This window comes from Acinetobacter sp. 231_lipA (genome assembly GCF_058243005.1).
Window position 1 is genome coordinate 1,771,838 of record NZ_JBZAYU010000001.1, and the last position, 17,752, is coordinate 1,789,589.

The following is a 17,752-nucleotide window of genomic DNA, read 5'->3' on the forward strand; positions in this document are numbered from 1 at the left end:
TGAAGAAAAGTGAAAAAATCAAATAAATTTTTAATGCATCTATTGGGATGGTCGATTGCAATGACGGTCAGTACCCATAGCTTTGCAGACTTGGTGATGAACCCGAGCTCGGGGCCTAGCCAAGCAAGCATGAGCTGGTCTGCTGCAGATGCAGAACAGCTTCTGAATGATGATCTAATGGAAGATCCTGAAGAGTACGCTCCTCAGGGTTCAACAAAAGTCACCACCAGTATTCGCAGTTCCAATGGTGTGGTGACGAACAACAGCACCTCAAAAACGGTACAAATTTTCGATACCTCTAAATATTCAAACCAACCCAGTGTCAATGCTCGTGCAGCATTGGTGATGGATGGCAATACAGGTGAAGTGCTGTACAGTAAAAACAGTAATACCGCGCTGCCAATTGCTTCGATTACTAAGCTGATGACGGCGGTGGTGATTTCAGATGCGCGTTTAAATATGTCTGAAAACATTACTTTACAGCAAGCGGACTTTTCCTGTTCGGGTTGTAAAAGTTCAAGCTCGTCACTGCGTGCAGGGGACAGTATGAACCGTGCAGAAGCATTGTTATTTGCATTAATGAAGTCAGAAAACCCAGCAGCATCAGCGCTTGCACGGACGTATCCGGGTGGTCGCTCAGCCTTTGTTTCGGCGATGAATGCCAAAGCAAAATCCTTGGGTATGACTTCAACCCATTATATGGAATCTACAGGTTTACATCCAGGTAATATCGCTTCAGCACGTGACTTGGGTATTTTAGTCAATGCCGCATCACAATATGGTCTGATTCGTCAGTTCTCAACCACAGCAAGCTATGATTTTAACTTGGGTTATCGTGTATTAAAATCAAATAATACCAATGCCTTAGTTCGTAACGGTGGCTGGAATATTAATATTTCAAAAACAGGTTTCATTAATGAAGCCGGTCGTTGTGTGGTGATGCATACCACTTTAAATAACCGTCCAGCAGTAGTGGTGTTATTGGGCGCGGACTCCTCTGCAGCACGTACCAATGATGCAACGCGCCTAATGAACTGGGCAAGCCAATTACCAAAACGTATTTAACCCGACTTTGTTTTTGTTCACTCAACAACAAAAATTGAGTCATAAAAAAGCCCTGCATATGCAGGGCTTTTTTTGTCTTCTCTCAATTACATGTTTGAAAGAATTGAATCGCGAACTTGTTCTAAAGTTGCATCGATTGACAGCATGACCGCATCAGAACACTGTTTGATCGCAGTATCAGGGTCTTTTAGACCATTACCTGTCACCGTACAGACAATCACAGAACCTTCCGCAATTTTACCTGCTTTGATGTCACGGATTGCACCGCCGATCGACGCTGCAGAAGCAGGTTCTACAAAGACACCTTCATACATTGAAAGCAAACGCTGTGCTTCTAGAATTTCAGCATCAGTTAGCTCATCGAACCAACCTTGAGAATCACGAACCACCGCTTTAGCATGGTTCCAGCTTTGTGGATTACCAATGCGGATAGCCGTTGCAACTGTTTCAGGGTTTTCAACTGGTGCACCACGTAAGAATGGCGCAGCACCTGCTGCTTGGTAACCAACCATGGTTGGTAAACCTTCAGGCTTTGGACCTGTGAACTGATCTGTTTCAGAGTCGTAAATCACTTGCTCAAATTGATCTGCAGGTTGGTTGGCAACGGCTTCGGTATAACCCATCCAGTGTGCAGTAATGTTCCCTGCGTTACCCACGGGTAAGCAGTGGTAATCTGGTGCACGGCCTAACTCATCTACGATTTCGTAAGCAATGGTTTTTTGACCCTGCAAACGGTATGGGTTGATTGAGTTTACGATGGTTACAGGGGCTTTGTCGGCAATTTCTTTGACCAGACGCATACCGTCATCGAAGTTACCGCGGATTTGCATGGTGATGGCACCATACATCATCGCCTGCGCCATTTTACCCATGGCAATTTTGCCTTCTGGGATTAACACAAACGCTTTGATGCCTGCGCGTGCTGCATAAGCCGCAGCCGCAGCTGAGGTATTACCTGTAGAGGCACAGATAATCGCTTTTGAGCCTTCTTCAACGGCTTTAGTAACCGCCATGGTCATACCACGGTCTTTAAATGAACCAGTCGGGTTTAAGCCCTCGTACTTCACATAAATTTCAACATTTTTGCCAATTAAACGTGGAATGTTCTCGAGTTTAATCAGTGGCGTATTACCTTCACCTAAAGAAATAGCGCGAGTAGTTGCAGACACTGGTAAACGGTCGCGATAACGGTCAACTAAACCAGTATAACGATTGGCATTCGACATGATGATGTTCCAATTGTGTGTAGAGCTTGGTGAGGAAGAGAAGAGCGTTCTTTTCCTCAACCCGATTAATTATCAAGCGATTCTAAACGAATTCGCACGATTTCGCCATGAATGACGGGTAAGGCTTGAATTTGAGCAAGTGCCTCGTCCATTTTTGATTCAACGACTGGATCAGTCAAAATCACGATTGGAATAAGGTCTTTTAAGCGTGGTTGTTGCATGATGGCATCGATACTGATGCCTGCACGACTGAGAATCGTGGTCACATCCGCCAAGACGCCAGTTTGATCTTCTGCATTAATCCGGATGTAATAACCGGTGGTCATTTCTTCACGGCTTAAAATTGGCACATTGGTCAGTGCTTCGAAGGCCAATTGTGGAATTGTTCCAGCGCCATCTTCGGTATAAGATATATCACGGACGATATCAATGACATCTGCAACGACCGCAGACGCCGTTGGACCTGCGCCTGCACCCGCACCGTAATACAAGGTTGGGCCGACAGCATGAGCTTGTACCAAGACGGCATTTTTAACACCGTTGACATTGGCAATCAGTTCTTCCGCAGGGATCAAGGTTGGGTGAACACGAAGTTCGATGCCATTCGCTGCGCGACGCGCAATCCCCAAGTGCTTAATACGGAAACCCAGCTCTTCAGCATACTTCACATCTTGTGCTGTGATTTTACTGATGCCTTCGGTATAGACTTTGTCAAACTGTAGCGGAATACCAAAAGCACACGATGCTAAAATCGTGAGTTTATGTGCAGCATCAATGCCTTCGACATCAAAAGTTGGATCAGCTTCGGCATAACCCAGTTCTTGTGCTTCTTTTAATACGTCGGCAAAGGCACGACCTTTTTCACGCATTTCAGTCAGAATAAAGTTGCCTGTACCATTGATGATACCCGCTAACCAATTAATCTTGTTTGCCGCTAGACCTTCGCGCATCACTTTAATGATGGGAATGCCCCCTGCAACCGCAGCTTCATAGGCGATTTGCACGGCATTGTCATCCGCCAGTTTGAACAGCTCATTACCATGTTCAGCAAGTAAAGCTTTGTTCGCGGTGACGACTTGTTTGCCATGCAAAATGGCTTCTTTAATCACTTCATATGCAGGATGGATGCCACCCATCACTTCAACCACAACATCGACATCAGGCTGACGCACAATGTCGAGTAAGTCAGCACTTTGCTTGACCTCATCGCCTAAATCTAAGTCTGGACGAGGGCGGCGTGTGCCGACATAGGTAATTTGAATTTCACGACCGGTGCGACGTTTAATCTCAGCAGCATTTTCTTTTAGTAGTTTAAGGGCACCACCACCCACAGTACCAAGACCGAGGATTGCCAGACGAACTGGTTTCACGTCACACTCCAATTTACTTATATATATTGAACCAAGCCTAGATCATAGCTAAAAAAACTGTGAGACTCTAGGAAAGAAATCATTTTATGTTCAACTATAAATATTAGTTAAATAACAAATAAAAATTAGTTATTTAAGGCGATTTAATAATTCACTTGGGGCCAAATAGCCACCGAGATATTCACCATCTTCATTGTAGATCGCAGGTGTCCCATTTACGCCCATGTTCAGACCCAACTGGTATTGATCTCGCACTGGGTTTTTACAGGTCGCCGGTGGAAGTTGAGCACCTGAAATCGCTTGATCAAAGGCAGCTTGACGGTCTGCGCTACACCACACACTTTCCATGGCTGGCATGAACTGTTCGCCACGCGGCCATGCAATGTAACGCACTTCAATGCCTTGAGCTGTGATTTCAGGGATGTGTTCGTGCAGTTTATGGCAGTAAGGGCAGCTGGCATCGGTAAAGACATAAACCACATGTTTGGTCTTGCCTTTGGCTTTATAAACCAGCAGATCTTCAGTTTTGAGTCCAGCTAGAAGTTTTTTGTTGGCTTCAGCTTGCAGGTTGTCGCTGACGTTGTGGAGGGTTTTATCGCCCAAGCGAATCACATCACCTTGGATAATATATTTACCATCTGCCGTGGTATAAACCGAGCTCATCCCTTCAAGATTGACCCAAAATAAGTTTGGCACTTCAGTGGTTTTGATATCGATGATTTTGGCATTGATATTGGCTGTTTTGAAATGCTTTTGAAGAGTGTCAATTAAACGTTGCTTTGCATTACGTTCAGTCAAAGTTGACGCTTCACCTGTGGCTGGCGCGCTTGCCGTTAAAGAGTCTTGTTTTTTTTCTTCGGTGTTATTTGAACATGCTGTAAATAGAACACTTGAAGCAATGGCACAGGCAATGAACAATGGTTTACGGGTAAATAACATAGATAACCCTTTTTCTTTTGACTTTATAAAAACAGAGCGCCAAGCATAGCAAAAAAAGTACAGGACTCGGTAATACTTCGTAGTCTTCGTGCTAAAAACAGCCTTAAGTTATGGATGATCAAGACCTTAAGCCCTAGGGTGATGGCTGGCATGCAGTTGTTGCATACGCACTTGTGCGACATGGGTATAAATTTGCGTCGTGGACAGATCACTATGTCCCAATAACATTTGTACCACACGCAAGTCCGCACCGTGATTGAGTAAATGCGTTGCAAAAGCATGTCGTAAGGTGTGTGGAGACAGTTCAGCCTGAATCCCTGCTTGTAAGGCATAGCGTTTAATGGCATACCAAAAGTTTTGCCGACTCATAATGCCGCCATGTTGAGTTAAAAATAGATAGTCAGTTGCAGATTTATATAATTGCGGACGGGACTCAATTAAGTATTTTTCGACCCATTCCACGGCTATTTGCCCTAAAGGCACCAGTCTCTCTTTATTGCCCTTACCCGTAATTCTTAAATAGCCTTGTTTTAAATTGATTAAGTCTAGGCGTAGGTTCAGTAGCTCAGATACACGTAAACCACAGGCATATAACACTTCAAACATGGCACGATCACGGAGTCCAAGAGCGGTTTCAATATCGGGGGCTTGAATTAAGGCATCCACGTCTTGCTCAGACAAGTCTTTAGGCAGTGCACGGCCAATTTTGGGTGTTTTATGCAGCGCGACAGGGTTGTCTGAACGCAGTTTTTGTTCCCGTAGAAACTTAAAAAAAGAACGCAGAGCAGACAGACAGCGCGCAATGGAGCGCGGGCTTTTACCTTGCTTTGTGAGGGTCAGCAGAACATCGGCGACATCGTCACTGCTCCATTCGGGCATGCTCACCAGACTACACTCGCTGCACTGCAATAAGTCAGAGAGATAAGCATTTCGGGTGTGCGGGCTGACGGTTTGTGCAATGAGATAATCTTTAAAGCCATGTAAAAAACTGAGCTGAGTTGGGATTTGAACAGGCGCAGGCACACGCGGTTTTTTATTTAACATAAAACTCTCAAGCACATCATCACGGAAAGACAAAAACAAGGAATAGGGGTTTTATTCAATGTAGTGTAATCATTCTCGCTTGTCGATGTGTTATAACAGATGCGAATCATTATCGAATCTGATTTGGTAATTATTCTCATTTGTTTGTATACTGTTCAAAATATTAAAGGGTTGGATGCGGTGCGTTTATCTGATTTAAAAGTCAAACAAACTGCCATCATTAACAAAGTGAATCATACTTTGGATGGCGAAGCTCAGACTGATTTGGTGGCTAGTCGTCTTGAAACATTAGGCTTTGTCGCAGGTACAAAAGTACAGGTGATTACCAAAGGTGTTTTTGGTGGCGATCCAATTTTAATCCAAGTGGGTTTTACACGTTTCGCCTTAAGAAAAGTTGAAGCTGAAAAAATTGAAATTCAAGTCGAAGGAGCACCTAGATGAGTGATGCCTTGCGTGTTGCCCTTGTAGGTAATCCAAACTGCGGTAAAACTTCGTTATTTAACCATCTCACTGGAACACGCCAAAAAGTAGGTAACTATGCGGGTGTAACGGTTGAGCGTAAAGTTGGTCAATTTACTCTTCCTTCTGGTCAAGCGGTTCGCGTTCTGGATTTGCCAGGGACGTATAGCTTAGATGCGACCAGCCCTGATGAAATGATTACCCGCGATGTGGTGATGGGGAAAATTGCAGACGAAGATCAGCAAGATGCTTTCTTATGTGTGGTTGATGCAACCAACCTCAAACTTCACCTTGGTTTAGTGATTGAACTGATTGCATTGGGCCGTCCAATGTTAATCGTTTTAAACATGATGGATGAAGCACGTCGCCGTGGCATGCAAATCAATACCCAAAAGCTTTCTGAGCGCTTGGGTGTGCCGATCGTTGAAACGGTTGCGGTGCGTAACTCGGGTATTGAAAGCCTGCTTAGCGCTTTAGAGCAGGGCAAATATGCCGTGCCTTATACCGAGCTGACGGGTTTAAAAGGCGACACTGCACATGAGAAAGTAGAAAATTTATTACATGACGCTGTGCAGTACGTCGATGAAGAAGACAAGCGAACTGATTTTCTAGATAAGATTTTCCTACATCCAGTTTTGGGTTTAGTTAGCCTTGCCGTCATGATGTTTATTGTCTTCCAAGCCGTTTTTGCTTGGGCTGCGCCGTTTATGGATGGGATTGAAACTTTCTTCGGTTGGCTCGGTGAAACTGCTGGTGGCGTGATTAGCCAACCTTTGCTTAATAGCTTGGTGGTGGACGGAGTTATTGCGGGTGCGGGTGGTGTGGTGGTGTTCTTACCGCAGATTTTAATTTTGTTCTTCTTTATCTTGGTGTTGGAAGAGTCGGGTTATTTACCGCGTGCCGCGTTTTTGCTGGATAAACTGATGTTTAAAGCAGGTCTTTCTGGGCGTGCCTTTATTCCATTGTTATCAAGCTTTGCCTGCGCAATTCCGGGCATCATGGCATCGCGTACCATTGGTGATCCGCGTGACCGTTTGACCACGATTTTTGTTGCACCGCTGATGACGTGTTCTGCACGTTTACCTGTATATGCCTTGTTAATTGCCGCTTTTATTCCTGAACAAACCGTTTGGGGCCTATTCAATCTGCAAGGTTTGGTGTTGTTTGCATTATATATGGCCGGGATTGCGAGTGCACTGTGTGTATCTTTCGTTCTGAAGTTCTTCCAGAAAGATAAGTCACAACATATGTTGATGATGGAGTTGCCAAGCTATCGTTTCCCTGACTTAAAGAATATTTGGATTGGTTTACTTGACCGCGCCAAGATCTTCTTGCGTCGTGTGGGTGGCATCATTTTCGCGTTGTCTATTTTGCTGTGGTTCTTGTGTACTTTCCCGCAAGCCCCTGAAGGTGCGACTTTACCAGAAATTGATTATTCATTTGCCGGTATGCTCGGTCATTTACTACAACCGATTTTTGCACCGCTGGGCTTCAACTGGCAGATTTGTATTGCCTTGATTCCAGCCATGGCCGCTCGTGAAGTCGTAGTGGCAGCTTTAGGTACGGTATATGCCTTATCCGCTGTCGATGAAGATGCAATGTCACAAGGTTTGGCTTCACTGATCAGTAGTGGCGGTGAGCTCGGCTGGTCGGTGGCGACTGGTCTGTCTTTATTGGTGTGGTTTATTTATGCGCCGCACTGTTTGGCGACTTTGGCGACGGTCAAACGTGAAACAGGTTCATGGAAAACCGTGAGTTTTATGACCATTTACTTGTTTGGTTTGGCTTATTTAATGTCATTCCTGACCTATCAAATTGCAACGCACTATTTGGGCTAATTGGCGTAAATAGGCGAGGAGATTGAGATGATTGAAATTCTAATTGTTGCTGCTCTGGTGATCTGGAGTGCCGTGGTGGTATTTAAGAAAGTATTTCCTAAGACATCGGGTTCAGTTTTCATGTCCTTGTCCACGCTGTGTGAGGCTCGAGGTTGGACGCGTTTAGCAACGTGGTTAAAACCGTCAATGGCTGGTGGTTGTGGCGGAAACTGTGCTTGTCCAGCAACGGAAGACAGCAATGCGAAAAAGCCTGAAGTCCAAGCGGTGAAGTGGAAATAAAAACGATTTTTGCTCACAAATAAAAAAGCCGTCCAAGAGGGGCGGCTTTTTTACGCACTGACACAAAAAAAGTGCAGGAAAGTCAAAACAGAAAAAGCATTCAAAACAGCAAAGTGCTAACATTTCCGCAGATAAATCTCAGACCAAGCATGGGGCGAAAATGTTAATACAACGTGGTGGACTTAAGGTCGTTGCAGGGCTCGGCATTTCTGGTGTTGCAGCGGTCAATTTTTTACATAACCAAGGCTACCGCGTTGCAGTAACGGACTCTCGGTCGACCCCGCCCGGTCATGACCAAATTCCAGCAGAGGTACAAACCAGTTTTGGTCAGTTTGACGCAGAACTGTTGTTGTCTGCTGAAGAAATCGTTATTAGCCCTGGGCTCGATCCGAAACTACCTGAAATTCAAGCTGCGATTGCCAAAGGTATTCCCGTGGTGAGTGAAATTCAGATTTTACGCCGTGCAACCGACAAGCCGATCATGGCCATTACTGGGTCGAATGCAAAAAGTACCGTGACGACCTTGATTGGGCTAATGGCTGAACATGCAGGTGTAAAAGTCGCGGTAGGCGGTAACCTTGGTCGCCCAGCGTTGGATTTAACCAAAGATCAGCCAGATTTATACATTTTAGAACTATCCAGCTTTCAGTTAGAAACCACTTCAAATTTACAAGCTGAGGTTGCGGTGGTGCTGAATATGAGTGAAGACCATCTTGACCGTCATGGCGATATGATGGGCTATCACACCGCGAAGCATCGCATTTTCCAAGGCGTGAAAAAAGTCGTTCATAACCGTGATGACTCGCTGACTCGTCCTTTAGTACCTGATGCTACGCCAATGCAAAGCTTTGGTTTAAATGCACCTGATATGAATCAATATGGTGTATTAAGAGATGACGATGGTACGATTTGGTTGGCCCGTGGTCGCACACGTTTATTGAACAGTGCAGAGATGTATATTCAAGGCACACACAATGTGGCCAATGCGTTGGCCTGTTTGGCTTTAGGTGAGGCAATCAATCTTCCGCTTGAGTCGATGTTGGAAACACTGAAAAGCTTTAAAGGCTTAGAGCATCGCTGTGAGTTTGTGAAAGAAGTTGAGGGTGTCCGTTACTATAATGACTCTAAGGGCACCAACGTAGGTGCAACACTAGCTGCAATTGATGGCTTAGGTGCTGCGATTGAAGCCCAAGGTGGTAAGGTCGCGATCATTTTAGGTGGTCAAGGCAAAGGGCAAGACTTTAGCGCTTTACGTGAGGCTTTGAGCAAATACGTGAAAGTGGCGGTATTGATTGGTGAAGATGCAGTATTAATTGAAAAAGCTGTGGCAGGAACAACGACCTTACTACATGCTGAGACGCTAGAGCAGGCGGTTGCACTTTGCCAAGCCAATACCCAAGCCCATGATGTCGTGTTATTGTCACCTGCATGTGCAAGTTTTGATATGTTCAGTGGTTACCCACAGCGCGGACATCAGTTTGTCGCTTGTGTGCAAGAACTCCACTAAAAATAATAAGGAAATTGAGATGGCTGAGTTTGCTCAGACAACGATCAATAAAATGAATCAGTTTTATAGCCGTTGGGCGCCGCGTGTACCCAGCGAAGTGACACCACGTAATGTGTTGATCTTCTGCGTCATTTCGTTGTTGTGTTTAGGTTCGATCATGGTCGCATCTGCGTCGATGCCTTATGCTGAACGCCTTCATGAGAATTCATTTCACTATGTCCTTCGTCACGGGATTTCAATTGCGGTGGCTGGCGTTTTGGCCTATGCGGTATACCGAGTTCCGCTCAATGTTTGGTTCAATAACACCTTTCCGTTGTGGATTTTGACCATTTTACTGCTGGCCGCTGTGTTGGTCGTCGGTACGGAGGTCAATGGTTCAACCCGCTGGATTCGTGTTGCGGGCTTTACGTTACAGGCTTCTGAGGTCGCCAAAGTGATGATGGCGATTTTCACAGCGGACTATGTGGTACGCCGTGCCGAAGAAGTAAGAAATAACATCAAAGGTTTGATCCGTCTCGGTATTATTATGCTGTTAACGGTGGGTTTGATTATCGCGGAGCCCGACTTGGGTGCAACCGTGGTGATTAGTTTGATGATGCTTGGTATCTTCTTCCTTGCTGGCGCGCCGTTGATTCAGTTTGGTATGGCTTTTGGTGCAATTTTTGCGGCATTTGTCTTTCTGATTGTATTTGAGCCTTACCGTTTTGAACGTCTAATGTCTTTCTCAAACCCTTGGGAAGATCCGCTAGGCACTGGTTACCAGCTTTCCAATGCCTTGATGGCTTTTGGCCGTGGTGAATGGTTTGGTGTAGGACTTGGCCACAGTGTACAGAAAATGGCCTACTTGCCTGAAGCCCATACCGACTTCATGTTGGCTATTTTAGGTGAAGAGTTTGGCTTTTTCGGCATCACTACGGTCTTAATTCTGTCCTTTACCATGTTGCTGTGCTGTATCAAAGTGGGTCATCGTGCCCTGAAAAATCAGTACTTGCGTGCGGGTTATTTGGCTTATGGGGTGTCGATTATTTTCTTACTGCAAATTTTGGTAAACGCAGGTATGAATATGGGGATGCTGCCAACCAAAGGTTTGACACTACCTTTCATTAGTTATGGAGGTTCATCCCTGATTATGTGTGCAGTGATGATCAGTTTGATTTTAAAAATAGATGCAACAACACAAAGTGCCAATCCAACCAAAGAAGAATCCAGCTTCTAAGCAGGTTGTTCTTTCATCACGCTTTCCGCAGACGAAACTCACTTTTCGTTTTATGCGGATAGCGTTTGAGTCCTTTCTAAATTGTGTTTCTTATCAGCACATCTATCCATCATTCTTTCATGATGAATGTGACTGTAATGGTCTAAATTTTTTGAATTTGCCTCAATTGCAAATGTTGAGCGCTATACCTCGCGTTGAATTTCTGCCGCGATGGTTTTGCTATAAATAGGTACCATGCAGGGTAGTACGGTGTGGAATCAGCGAAACATCCCATTGTGCAATGGCTTGTTGCAACATTTGTTCAGGGGTGTCTAGCTCGACAGCTGGCTGATTTAAAGCGTGTATCGCTTGAGCGAGTAGTGTGGGTGCTTGGTTAAGATCCAATGCCTGTGCCATATTTTGTTTAGATAACTTTTGCCCTTGATCATTCATGGCCAAAGGCAGGTGCATATAGCTAAGGCTCGGGTAATCTAAGAGCTGACCTAAATAAATTTGGCGCTCGGTATTATCCAATAGATCTGCACCACGAACCACATGGGTGATGCCTTGTAGGTAGTCATCCACCACGACCGCTAATTGATAGTTGATAATGCCATCGCGGCGTTTCAGTACAAAGTCACCGAGTTCGTGTGCCAGTTGTGAGCAGTGTCTGCCTTGTAGGGCATCATCAAAACAAATCTCGACATCTTCCACTTTGACGCGAATGGCTTGTTGCTCAAAAGGCAGAGCAAGGTCACGGCAGGTGCCTGCATAAATGTGGTTAGAACCGAGCATTTTGCGGGTGCACTGACAGGCATAGACCAGTTTGAGTTGATATAGTTTTTGAATCACGTCTTCATATAGGTCGAGACGATCTTTTTGGAAAATGATCTCCGCATCGGGCTGAAAGCCGAAAGCCTCAATACAACGCAAGATATGGCTTTCACTGCCGGGGTAAATACGCGGGATATCGGTATCTTCGATACGAACCAACCATGTACCTTGATGTGCTTTAGCTTCGCAATAACTGGCAACGGCTGTGATAAGTGAACCAAAATGCAAAGGGCCGGTTGGCGATGGCGCAAACCGACCTGAGTAGCGAGTCAGCGAAACATCGTTTCGCCGCTGCGCAAGAGCCAAGCGATGCTTGGCTGGAGAGTTATCAACAGTCACAGTTAACCGTTATTTTGCTTCTCTTTGATTTCTGCCAGTGTTTTGCAGTCAATACATAAAGTCGCAGTTGGACGAGCCTCTAAACGGCGCAGACCAATTTCGATGCCACAGGTTTCACAGAAACCATAGTCATCGTTTTTAATCGCTTCAATTGATTGTTCGATTTTGCGGATGAGTTTACGTTCACGGTCACGTGTACGTAGTTCAATTGCAAACTCTTCTTCTTGTGTCGCGCGGTCATTCACATCAGGCAAAGCGGTGTTTTCGTCTTGCATGGTGTTGAGTGTGCGGTCAACTTCTGACATCAACTCTGCTTTCCATGCCAACAAAATTTGGCGGAAGTGTTCAAGCTGACCTTCAGACATGTATTCTTCATTTTTTTTCGGCTGATAAGGTTCAATACCAAATAAGCTTGCAGTAGAACCACCGTCAGTCGCTTTAGGCTTAGTTTTGCGCACACGTTTTGTAGATTTTTCATCTACAACATCAGTTTGTTCGTCTAAGACAGTATTTTGGTTGTCATTCGCCATTTAGGGCAATCCTCATCATATACGTATCTTTAATACGCAAAAAATATGGTGATATGCAAGTGTTTTTATCCACCCTCGAGGAGATTCACCCTCGGGGGTCGTCATCATATAGACTTTTTAAGTATTTTGATAGTCTTTGATGTTTGGATTAAATTGATCACTTTTTCGTAAGAGCAACTAAGGTAATTGAAAACGATAAAAATGAAAAGTTAATAACCTGAAATTTCAACATTTATTTTTTGCTGTGCGTGTAAGACACGTTCTACGTGGGTTTCATGGCTGCCATCTGCGTTTAATTGTAAAATACGATAACCTGGTGCTTGCTCATCTAAGGCGAAATGATCGCTTAAAGGCTTAAATTGGACACTGGTAGACGGCGTCGAGTAAAACTGAATACCATGCCACTCACGCCATGATTCTTGATGGACATGTCCAGATAGCACAATTTTGACATTGTGGTATTTCGCAAGAACCGCAGTGAGGTCTTGGGTGTTCTTGAGTTTATGTTGATCAATCCATTTTGACTGCATTTCAAAAGGATGATGATGACAGGCAATCACAATGTGTTGCTGTGCAAATTCTTGTAGGATTTGTTCCAGTTGGTTCAATTGTGCTTCATCGACCCAGCCATCGATTTTACCTTTGACGGCACTATTGAGTAAAACCACGCTCCAAGGGCCAAAGTGAATCACATGAACTTTGTTTTGCTGCTGAGGAAAAGGGAAGTGCTCGGCATTGTCATGATTGCCCGGAACCTGATAAAACGGCGTATTTAAACTCTGCATAAAGTCTAAATAGCGTTGATAGGTTCGAGGCACAGGTACTTGTGCCAAGTCGCCCGTATGGACGAAGGCATCAATTTGTGGATGACGTTCCACAATGTGTTGTATTACATGATGAAAGCTTTGTTCTGGATTCATACGTACAAACTCCAGATGATCTTGATCCATCAAGTGCGTATCTGAAATTTGGATAATGGTCCAATTTTTCTCATTATTTAAAGTCATGCCTGACCCCTTAGACATTCCTTGTCGTTTTAATCTGTTGTTGTAGCCATTGCAAGGCCATTATGACAGGCGCATTTCTGAGCCGACCATTGGAAAGTAATGTATCGATCTGCGCATAATCAATCAGGTGTAATAAAATATTTTCACCTTCATCGGGCATACCAAATACACCACCTTGTTCGGGTAAATCGGCCGCAGCACTATACAGATGAAACAGTTCCGCACAAGCACCTGCTGAAGGATAAAAGCTAAACAGATGTTGTAAGTGTTCAATCTGACAGCCTGATTCTTCTAATGCTTCACGGCGAATACAGCTTTCAGGTGATTCATCACCATCGAGTACTCCCGCAATAATCTCCAGCTGCCAAGCTGAATCTTGGTCATCCATAGCACCAATACGAAATTGTTCAATCAAGGCAAATTTTTGTTGTGCATCATCATAAATCAAGACACCTGCAGCTTCAGGGCGCTGAATGAGCTCACGTGAAATCACAGCGGTGTACTCAGTTTGATTAAACAGGCGATGACGTAAATTTACTTTTTCTACTTGAACAAAACCCTGAAAAACAAAGGCTCTGTCTACAATTTGGACATCTTCACGGTGATATGTAGCTTGCTTAATTATGTTCATAAAGCGCAATAAGGATGAAATTTATCATTTCATCCTAACTGAGAATCACATGATTACAAAAGGTTTTTTATCAACTTACACTTTTTGGTACAAGTTTTTTCCGGTTGCATGGAATTGTTTTTTCATGCTATCGAGACCGTTTTCAACCTCTTCTTGCTGAATTTTATTCAGTGTAGCGTTTTGCTGATTTTGTGCATAATCACGCACGTTTTGGGTGATTTTCATCGAGCAAAACTTGGGACCACACATTGAACAGAAGTGCGCAGATTTGTGCGCTTCCTTCGGCATGGTTTCATCATGCATGCTACGCGCCGTGTCTGGATCAAGACTGAGATTAAACTGATCTTCCCAGCGGAATTCAAAACGTGCTTTAGATAGGGCATTATCACGGACTTGCGCACCCGGATGACCTTTGGCCAAATCTGCTGCATGTGCTGCAATTTTATAGGTGATGATGCCATCTTTGACGTCTTTCTTGTTCGGCAGGCCCAAGTGTTCTTTAGGGGTGACATAACACAGCATGGCAGTCCCATACCAACCAATCATCGCCGCACCAATCGCAGAAGTAATATGGTCATAACCTGGGGCAATATCGGTGGTCAATGGCCCTAAAGTGTAGAAGGGCGCTTCTTGGCAGACTTCAAGTTGTAGATCCATATTTTCTTTGATCATATGCATTGGGACATGCCCCGGCCCTTCGATCATGACTTGTACATCATGTTTCCATGCACGATGGGTCAGCTCCCCTAAAGTGCGTAATTCAGAGAACTGTGCTTCGTCATTGGCATCTTGGATACACCCCGGACGCAGGCCATCGCCGAGGCTGAATGACACATCATAGGCTTTCATGATGTCGCAGATTTCATCGAAATGTGTATAGAGGAAGTTTTCTTGATGATGGGCCAAACACCACTGCGCCATGATCGAACCACCACGAGACACGATACCGGTGAGGCGATTCGCCGTCATTGGAACATAACGTAATAAGACACCCGCATGAATGGTGAAATAGTCTACGCCTTGCTCAGCTTGTTCGATCAGCGTGTCTTTGAAGATTTCCCATGTCAAGTCTTCCGCCACCCCATCGACTTTTTCTAAAGCTTGATAGATCGGTACAGTACCAATCGGAACAGGTGAGTTACGGATAATCCACTCACGGGTTTCATGGATGTTCTTCCCTGTGGAAAGGTCCATGATGGTGTCTGCACCCCAACGGGTTGCCCATGTCATTTTTGCGACTTCTTCATCGATTGAAGAGCCGAGAGCCGAGTTACCAATATTGGCATTGATTTTCACCAAGAAGTTTCGGCCAATGATCATCGGTTCAATTTCAGGATGGTTAATATTGGCAGGAATAATCGCACGCCCTTCAGCCACTTCTTTGCGCACAAATTCAGGCGTGATTTCCATCAAGTTATGCGCACCAAAGTTTTGTCCCGCGTGCTGACGTGCATCGACTCCTTCACGTTGACGCTGATTTTCACGAATAGCGATGTATTCCATTTCAGGAGTGATGATGCCTTGTTTGGCATAATGCATCTGCGTGACATTGTGGCTTGCTTTGGCACGACGTGGTTTTTGAATATGAGCAAAACGAATATCAGCGGTACGAATATCCCGTAAACGCTCTTGACCAAAGCTTGAACTGAGGCTGTCTAACATTTCAGTATCATTGCGCTCTTCAATCCAACTTTCACGGACATTCGGTAGACCTTTGTTTAGATCAATACTGACATTGGTGTCGGTATACACACCAGAGGTGTCATACACCATCACTGGTGGATTGTACTCACCGCCTAAGCCTGTTGGGGTTTCGGTCAGTTCAATCTCACGCATGGGGACTTGAATGTCTGGGCGTGAACCTTGGATATAAACTTTTTTAGAGGCAGGCAAGATACGGGTCAGATCTTTAGCATCTTGTTCATGTTGTGCTGAAATTTCAGCGGAAAGATTCGTTAACTGGTTCATTGCAATGATCCTTATGAATGACATCAACGAATCAAGCACGACCAAAAACGATGGCAATTGAAGCTATTTCTGTGTGTTGTTGATTTGCGGGTACAAATGCAACGGATGTATTTCTACTGGAAATAGTTCAATGAAAGGCGTTCAGTTTTTAGATGGCTTGATTCCTACGCAGGTCTTAACCTGATCAGGTTCAACGGTACTCAGCTTCAAAACTTTATTGAAAAATCTTAGCTGATCTCAGCGAGCAATTACTCGCGCTCCGTCAAGCGATGCATCATCTTAACATGCACTGTTGTTAAAAACAGCGACCTTTTTATTCAAAGTGTGAAGGGGAAATGTGTTCAACGTTCTAAGCAAATGGCATCGCTTAAGCAGTCTTTGCCTTGATCGGGTTGGACCATACGTAGTTGAATAAAATGCGCCAATTGTCTTTGTAAGAGTTGATCTGCACCGAGGCGCTGTGCGTGAGCGGAAGCAGGCAAGATGATTTGAGCCGCTCTTTGTTCTGGGCTGAGTTGCACGAACTTTAAAAATAAACGCGCTTGATCCGTCACTATCGAATTTTTTAATGCGGCTAGGCGCTCAATTTCTTCCAAATAGTTGCTTTGCACGGTATAGCCGTCGTAAACGCGTTGAGTATCCAGTCCGATAAACAAGAGGGTGCTATATAGATTCAACAGATGACGTGCATCTTGGTGGTAGCTACTTTTCGGGTACTGTTGTAAATAGTTTTCCCAATACAGCGCACGATCCGCAATTTCTTTGGCGTCAATTTTGACCTGACTCCCAATCACGGCTGGGTATTGATTCTGTGTCGCCAGATGTTCAATAAACTCTTGCTCTGCGACAGGTAGGTAAGGCGCAAAAATTTTGGCTAAATATTCAGGGCTACGGCGGTAATGCACTTGTCCTTCGCCTGCATCAAACAGCTCGACATAAGACTGCCCTTGGTGTTTGATGAGGTATTGGTCGCGAATGGTCAGTTGCTCAAAAAGACTTTGTTGAATGGTCGGATGTTGCGCCATTTCTAGGGCATAGCTTTCAAAAGCGCGCTGCTGTTGTGGCGTACGTTCAACCGATAAAAAGTCATGGTACATTTTATTGGATAAGCTCAATAAATGCTTTTGTTGTTGAAAACCGAGTAAAGGCAAACACAGCTTAAGATCTTGATTGATTTGCTCTAAAGCAAAAGTCGTACGTTGTGCATCTATTTCCGACATGTTTTTGTCAATTTTTTGGCACAAGTCGGTTAAGTCCAAGGTTTGAGTCGAAGACGCTTCTATTTGTGCGGGCTCTTGAAAGCTGACAGGTTCAGGTTTCTGACAGGCAGCCAACAGCGCGTACATGAAAATCAGTGCATAAGGTTTAAGCGAAAATAAAGAGGAATGATTCACAGCGACTCGATCAAAAAACTCAGTTCAGCGACAACACAGTAGAGAAACTCCTTTTCTCCGTGCCTCATTTTATAGGGGGAATGGAATTTTTAATGTGTAGTATTGTGAATGAGTTTGTTGAACGGGC

At 44.6% G+C, this 17,752-nt stretch carries 16 protein-coding genes and 1 riboswitch; of the genes, 6 read left to right on the forward strand and 10 right to left on the reverse strand.

Annotated features, from left to right (window positions below; all coding sequences use genetic code 11):
* Positions 1-9: 9 nt before the first annotated feature.
* Positions 10-1,065 carry a serine hydrolase family protein gene (locus AC4CUX_RS08700; protein ID WP_348958319.1) on the forward strand — a complete coding sequence of 352 codons (1,056 nt, stop codon included), beginning with the start codon at positions 10-12 and terminating at the stop codon, positions 1,063-1,065.
* Positions 1,066-1,151: 86 nt separating this feature from the next.
* Here the strand turns inward: AC4CUX_RS08700 and thrC are convergent, their stop codons facing one another.
* The 4 genes from thrC to xerD form a co-directional block, all read right to left on the reverse strand.
* Positions 1,152-2,291, reverse strand: a complete 1,140-nt coding sequence (gene thrC, locus AC4CUX_RS08705; protein ID WP_348958318.1) for a threonine synthase — start codon at positions 2,289-2,291, stop codon at positions 1,152-1,154.
* A gap of 65 nt (positions 2,292-2,356) precedes the next feature.
* Positions 2,357-3,661 (reverse strand): homoserine dehydrogenase, encoded by a 1,305-nt coding sequence (locus tag AC4CUX_RS08710; protein WP_010325700.1) that lies wholly within the window; start codon positions 3,659-3,661, stop codon positions 2,357-2,359.
* A 129-nt stretch (positions 3,662-3,790) separates the two neighbouring features.
* Positions 3,791-4,600, reverse strand: a complete 810-nt coding sequence (locus AC4CUX_RS08715) for a DsbC family protein (RefSeq protein WP_004692830.1) — start codon at positions 4,598-4,600, stop codon at positions 3,791-3,793.
* A 126-nt stretch (positions 4,601-4,726) separates the two neighbouring features.
* Entirely contained in the window at positions 4,727-5,644 is a 918-nt protein-coding gene (xerD, locus tag AC4CUX_RS08720) for a site-specific tyrosine recombinase XerD (RefSeq protein ID WP_062033281.1), read from the reverse strand.
* A gap of 180 nt (positions 5,645-5,824) precedes the next feature.
* Between xerD and AC4CUX_RS08725 the strand changes: the two genes are divergently transcribed.
* The 5 genes from AC4CUX_RS08725 (at position 5,825) to ftsW (ending at position 10,943) form a co-directional block, all read left to right on the forward strand.
* Positions 5,825-6,085, forward strand: coding sequence for a FeoA family protein (locus AC4CUX_RS08725; protein WP_010325703.1), 261 nt, complete (start codon positions 5,825-5,827; stop codon positions 6,083-6,085).
* Positions 6,082-7,941, forward strand: coding sequence for a ferrous iron transporter B (gene feoB, locus AC4CUX_RS08730; protein WP_348958317.1), 1,860 nt, complete (start codon positions 6,082-6,084; stop codon positions 7,939-7,941). The genes AC4CUX_RS08725 and feoB overlap by 4 nt, the downstream gene beginning before the upstream one ends.
* Positions 7,942-7,968: 27 nt before the next feature.
* Complete coding sequence (locus AC4CUX_RS08735; RefSeq protein ID WP_104222290.1) at positions 7,969-8,220, forward strand: DUF6587 family protein; 252 nt, start codon at positions 7,969-7,971, stop codon at positions 8,218-8,220.
* A 160-nt stretch (positions 8,221-8,380) separates the two neighbouring features.
* Positions 8,381-9,727, forward strand: a complete 1,347-nt coding sequence (gene murD, locus AC4CUX_RS08740) for a UDP-N-acetylmuramoyl-L-alanine--D-glutamate ligase (RefSeq protein ID WP_348958315.1) — start codon at positions 8,381-8,383, stop codon at positions 9,725-9,727.
* Between the two features lie 19 nt (positions 9,728-9,746).
* Complete coding sequence (ftsW, locus tag AC4CUX_RS08745; RefSeq protein ID WP_348958313.1) at positions 9,747-10,943, forward strand: putative lipid II flippase FtsW; 1,197 nt, start codon at positions 9,747-9,749, stop codon at positions 10,941-10,943.
* A gap of 219 nt (positions 10,944-11,162) precedes the next feature.
* On the opposite strand, the gene gluQRS is transcribed toward ftsW, so the two are convergent.
* From gluQRS to AC4CUX_RS08775, 6 genes are all read right to left on the reverse strand, one after another.
* Positions 11,163-12,095, reverse strand: coding sequence for a tRNA glutamyl-Q(34) synthetase GluQRS (gluQRS, locus tag AC4CUX_RS08750; protein ID WP_348958311.1), 933 nt, complete (start codon positions 12,093-12,095; stop codon positions 11,163-11,165).
* A gap of 2 nt (positions 12,096-12,097) precedes the next feature.
* Positions 12,098-12,625, reverse strand: coding sequence for an RNA polymerase-binding protein DksA (dksA, locus tag AC4CUX_RS08755; RefSeq protein ID WP_004692816.1), 528 nt, complete (start codon positions 12,623-12,625; stop codon positions 12,098-12,100).
* A 209-nt stretch (positions 12,626-12,834) separates the two neighbouring features.
* Positions 12,835-13,632: a 3',5'-cyclic-AMP phosphodiesterase gene (cpdA, locus tag AC4CUX_RS08760; protein ID WP_348958310.1), complete on the reverse strand. Its 798-nt coding sequence runs from the start codon at positions 13,630-13,632 to the stop codon at positions 12,835-12,837.
* A 10-nt stretch (positions 13,633-13,642) separates the two neighbouring features.
* Positions 13,643-14,263 carry an NUDIX domain-containing protein gene (locus AC4CUX_RS08765; RefSeq protein WP_168159852.1) on the reverse strand — a complete coding sequence of 207 codons (621 nt, stop codon included), beginning with the start codon at positions 14,261-14,263 and terminating at the stop codon, positions 13,643-13,645.
* Positions 14,264-14,338: 75 nt separating this feature from the next.
* Positions 14,339-16,231, reverse strand: coding sequence for a phosphomethylpyrimidine synthase ThiC (thiC, locus tag AC4CUX_RS08770; protein WP_490792338.1), 1,893 nt, complete (start codon positions 16,229-16,231; stop codon positions 14,339-14,341).
* A gap of 144 nt (positions 16,232-16,375) precedes the next feature.
* Positions 16,376-16,503: riboswitch (TPP riboswitch) on the reverse strand.
* A gap of 69 nt (positions 16,504-16,572) precedes the next feature.
* Positions 16,573-17,625 carry a hypothetical protein gene (locus tag AC4CUX_RS08775; RefSeq protein WP_490792339.1) on the reverse strand — a complete coding sequence of 351 codons (1,053 nt, stop codon included), beginning with the start codon at positions 17,623-17,625 and terminating at the stop codon, positions 16,573-16,575.
* Positions 17,626-17,752: the final 127 nt, after the last annotated feature.

Coding starts and splice junctions, on each gene's coding strand:
- dksA (WP_004692816.1), bottom strand. CDS start 12,625: ATGGCGAATGACAACCAAAATACTGTCTTAGACGAACAAACTGATGTT.
- thiC (WP_490792338.1), bottom strand. CDS start 16,231: ATGAACCAGTTAACGAATCTTTCCGCTGAAATTTCAGCACAACATGAA.
- feoB (WP_348958317.1), top strand. CDS start 6,082: ATGAGTGATGCCTTGCGTGTTGCCCTTGTAGGTAATCCAAACTGCGGT.
- cpdA (WP_348958310.1), bottom strand. CDS start 13,632: ATGACTTTAAATAATGAGAAAAATTGGACCATTATCCAAATTTCAGAT.
- murD (WP_348958315.1), top strand. CDS start 8,381: ATGTTAATACAACGTGGTGGACTTAAGGTCGTTGCAGGGCTCGGCATT.
- AC4CUX_RS08715 (WP_004692830.1), bottom strand. CDS start 4,600: ATGTTATTTACCCGTAAACCATTGTTCATTGCCTGTGCCATTGCTTCA.
- AC4CUX_RS08735 (WP_104222290.1), top strand. CDS start 7,969: ATGATTGAAATTCTAATTGTTGCTGCTCTGGTGATCTGGAGTGCCGTG.
- AC4CUX_RS08765 (WP_168159852.1), bottom strand. CDS start 14,263: ATGAACATAATTAAGCAAGCTACATATCACCGTGAAGATGTCCAAATT.
- xerD (WP_062033281.1), bottom strand. CDS start 5,644: ATGTTAAATAAAAAACCGCGTGTGCCTGCGCCTGTTCAAATCCCAACT.
- thrC (WP_348958318.1), bottom strand. CDS start 2,291: ATGTCGAATGCCAATCGTTATACTGGTTTAGTTGACCGTTATCGCGAC.
- ftsW (WP_348958313.1), top strand. CDS start 9,747: ATGGCTGAGTTTGCTCAGACAACGATCAATAAAATGAATCAGTTTTAT.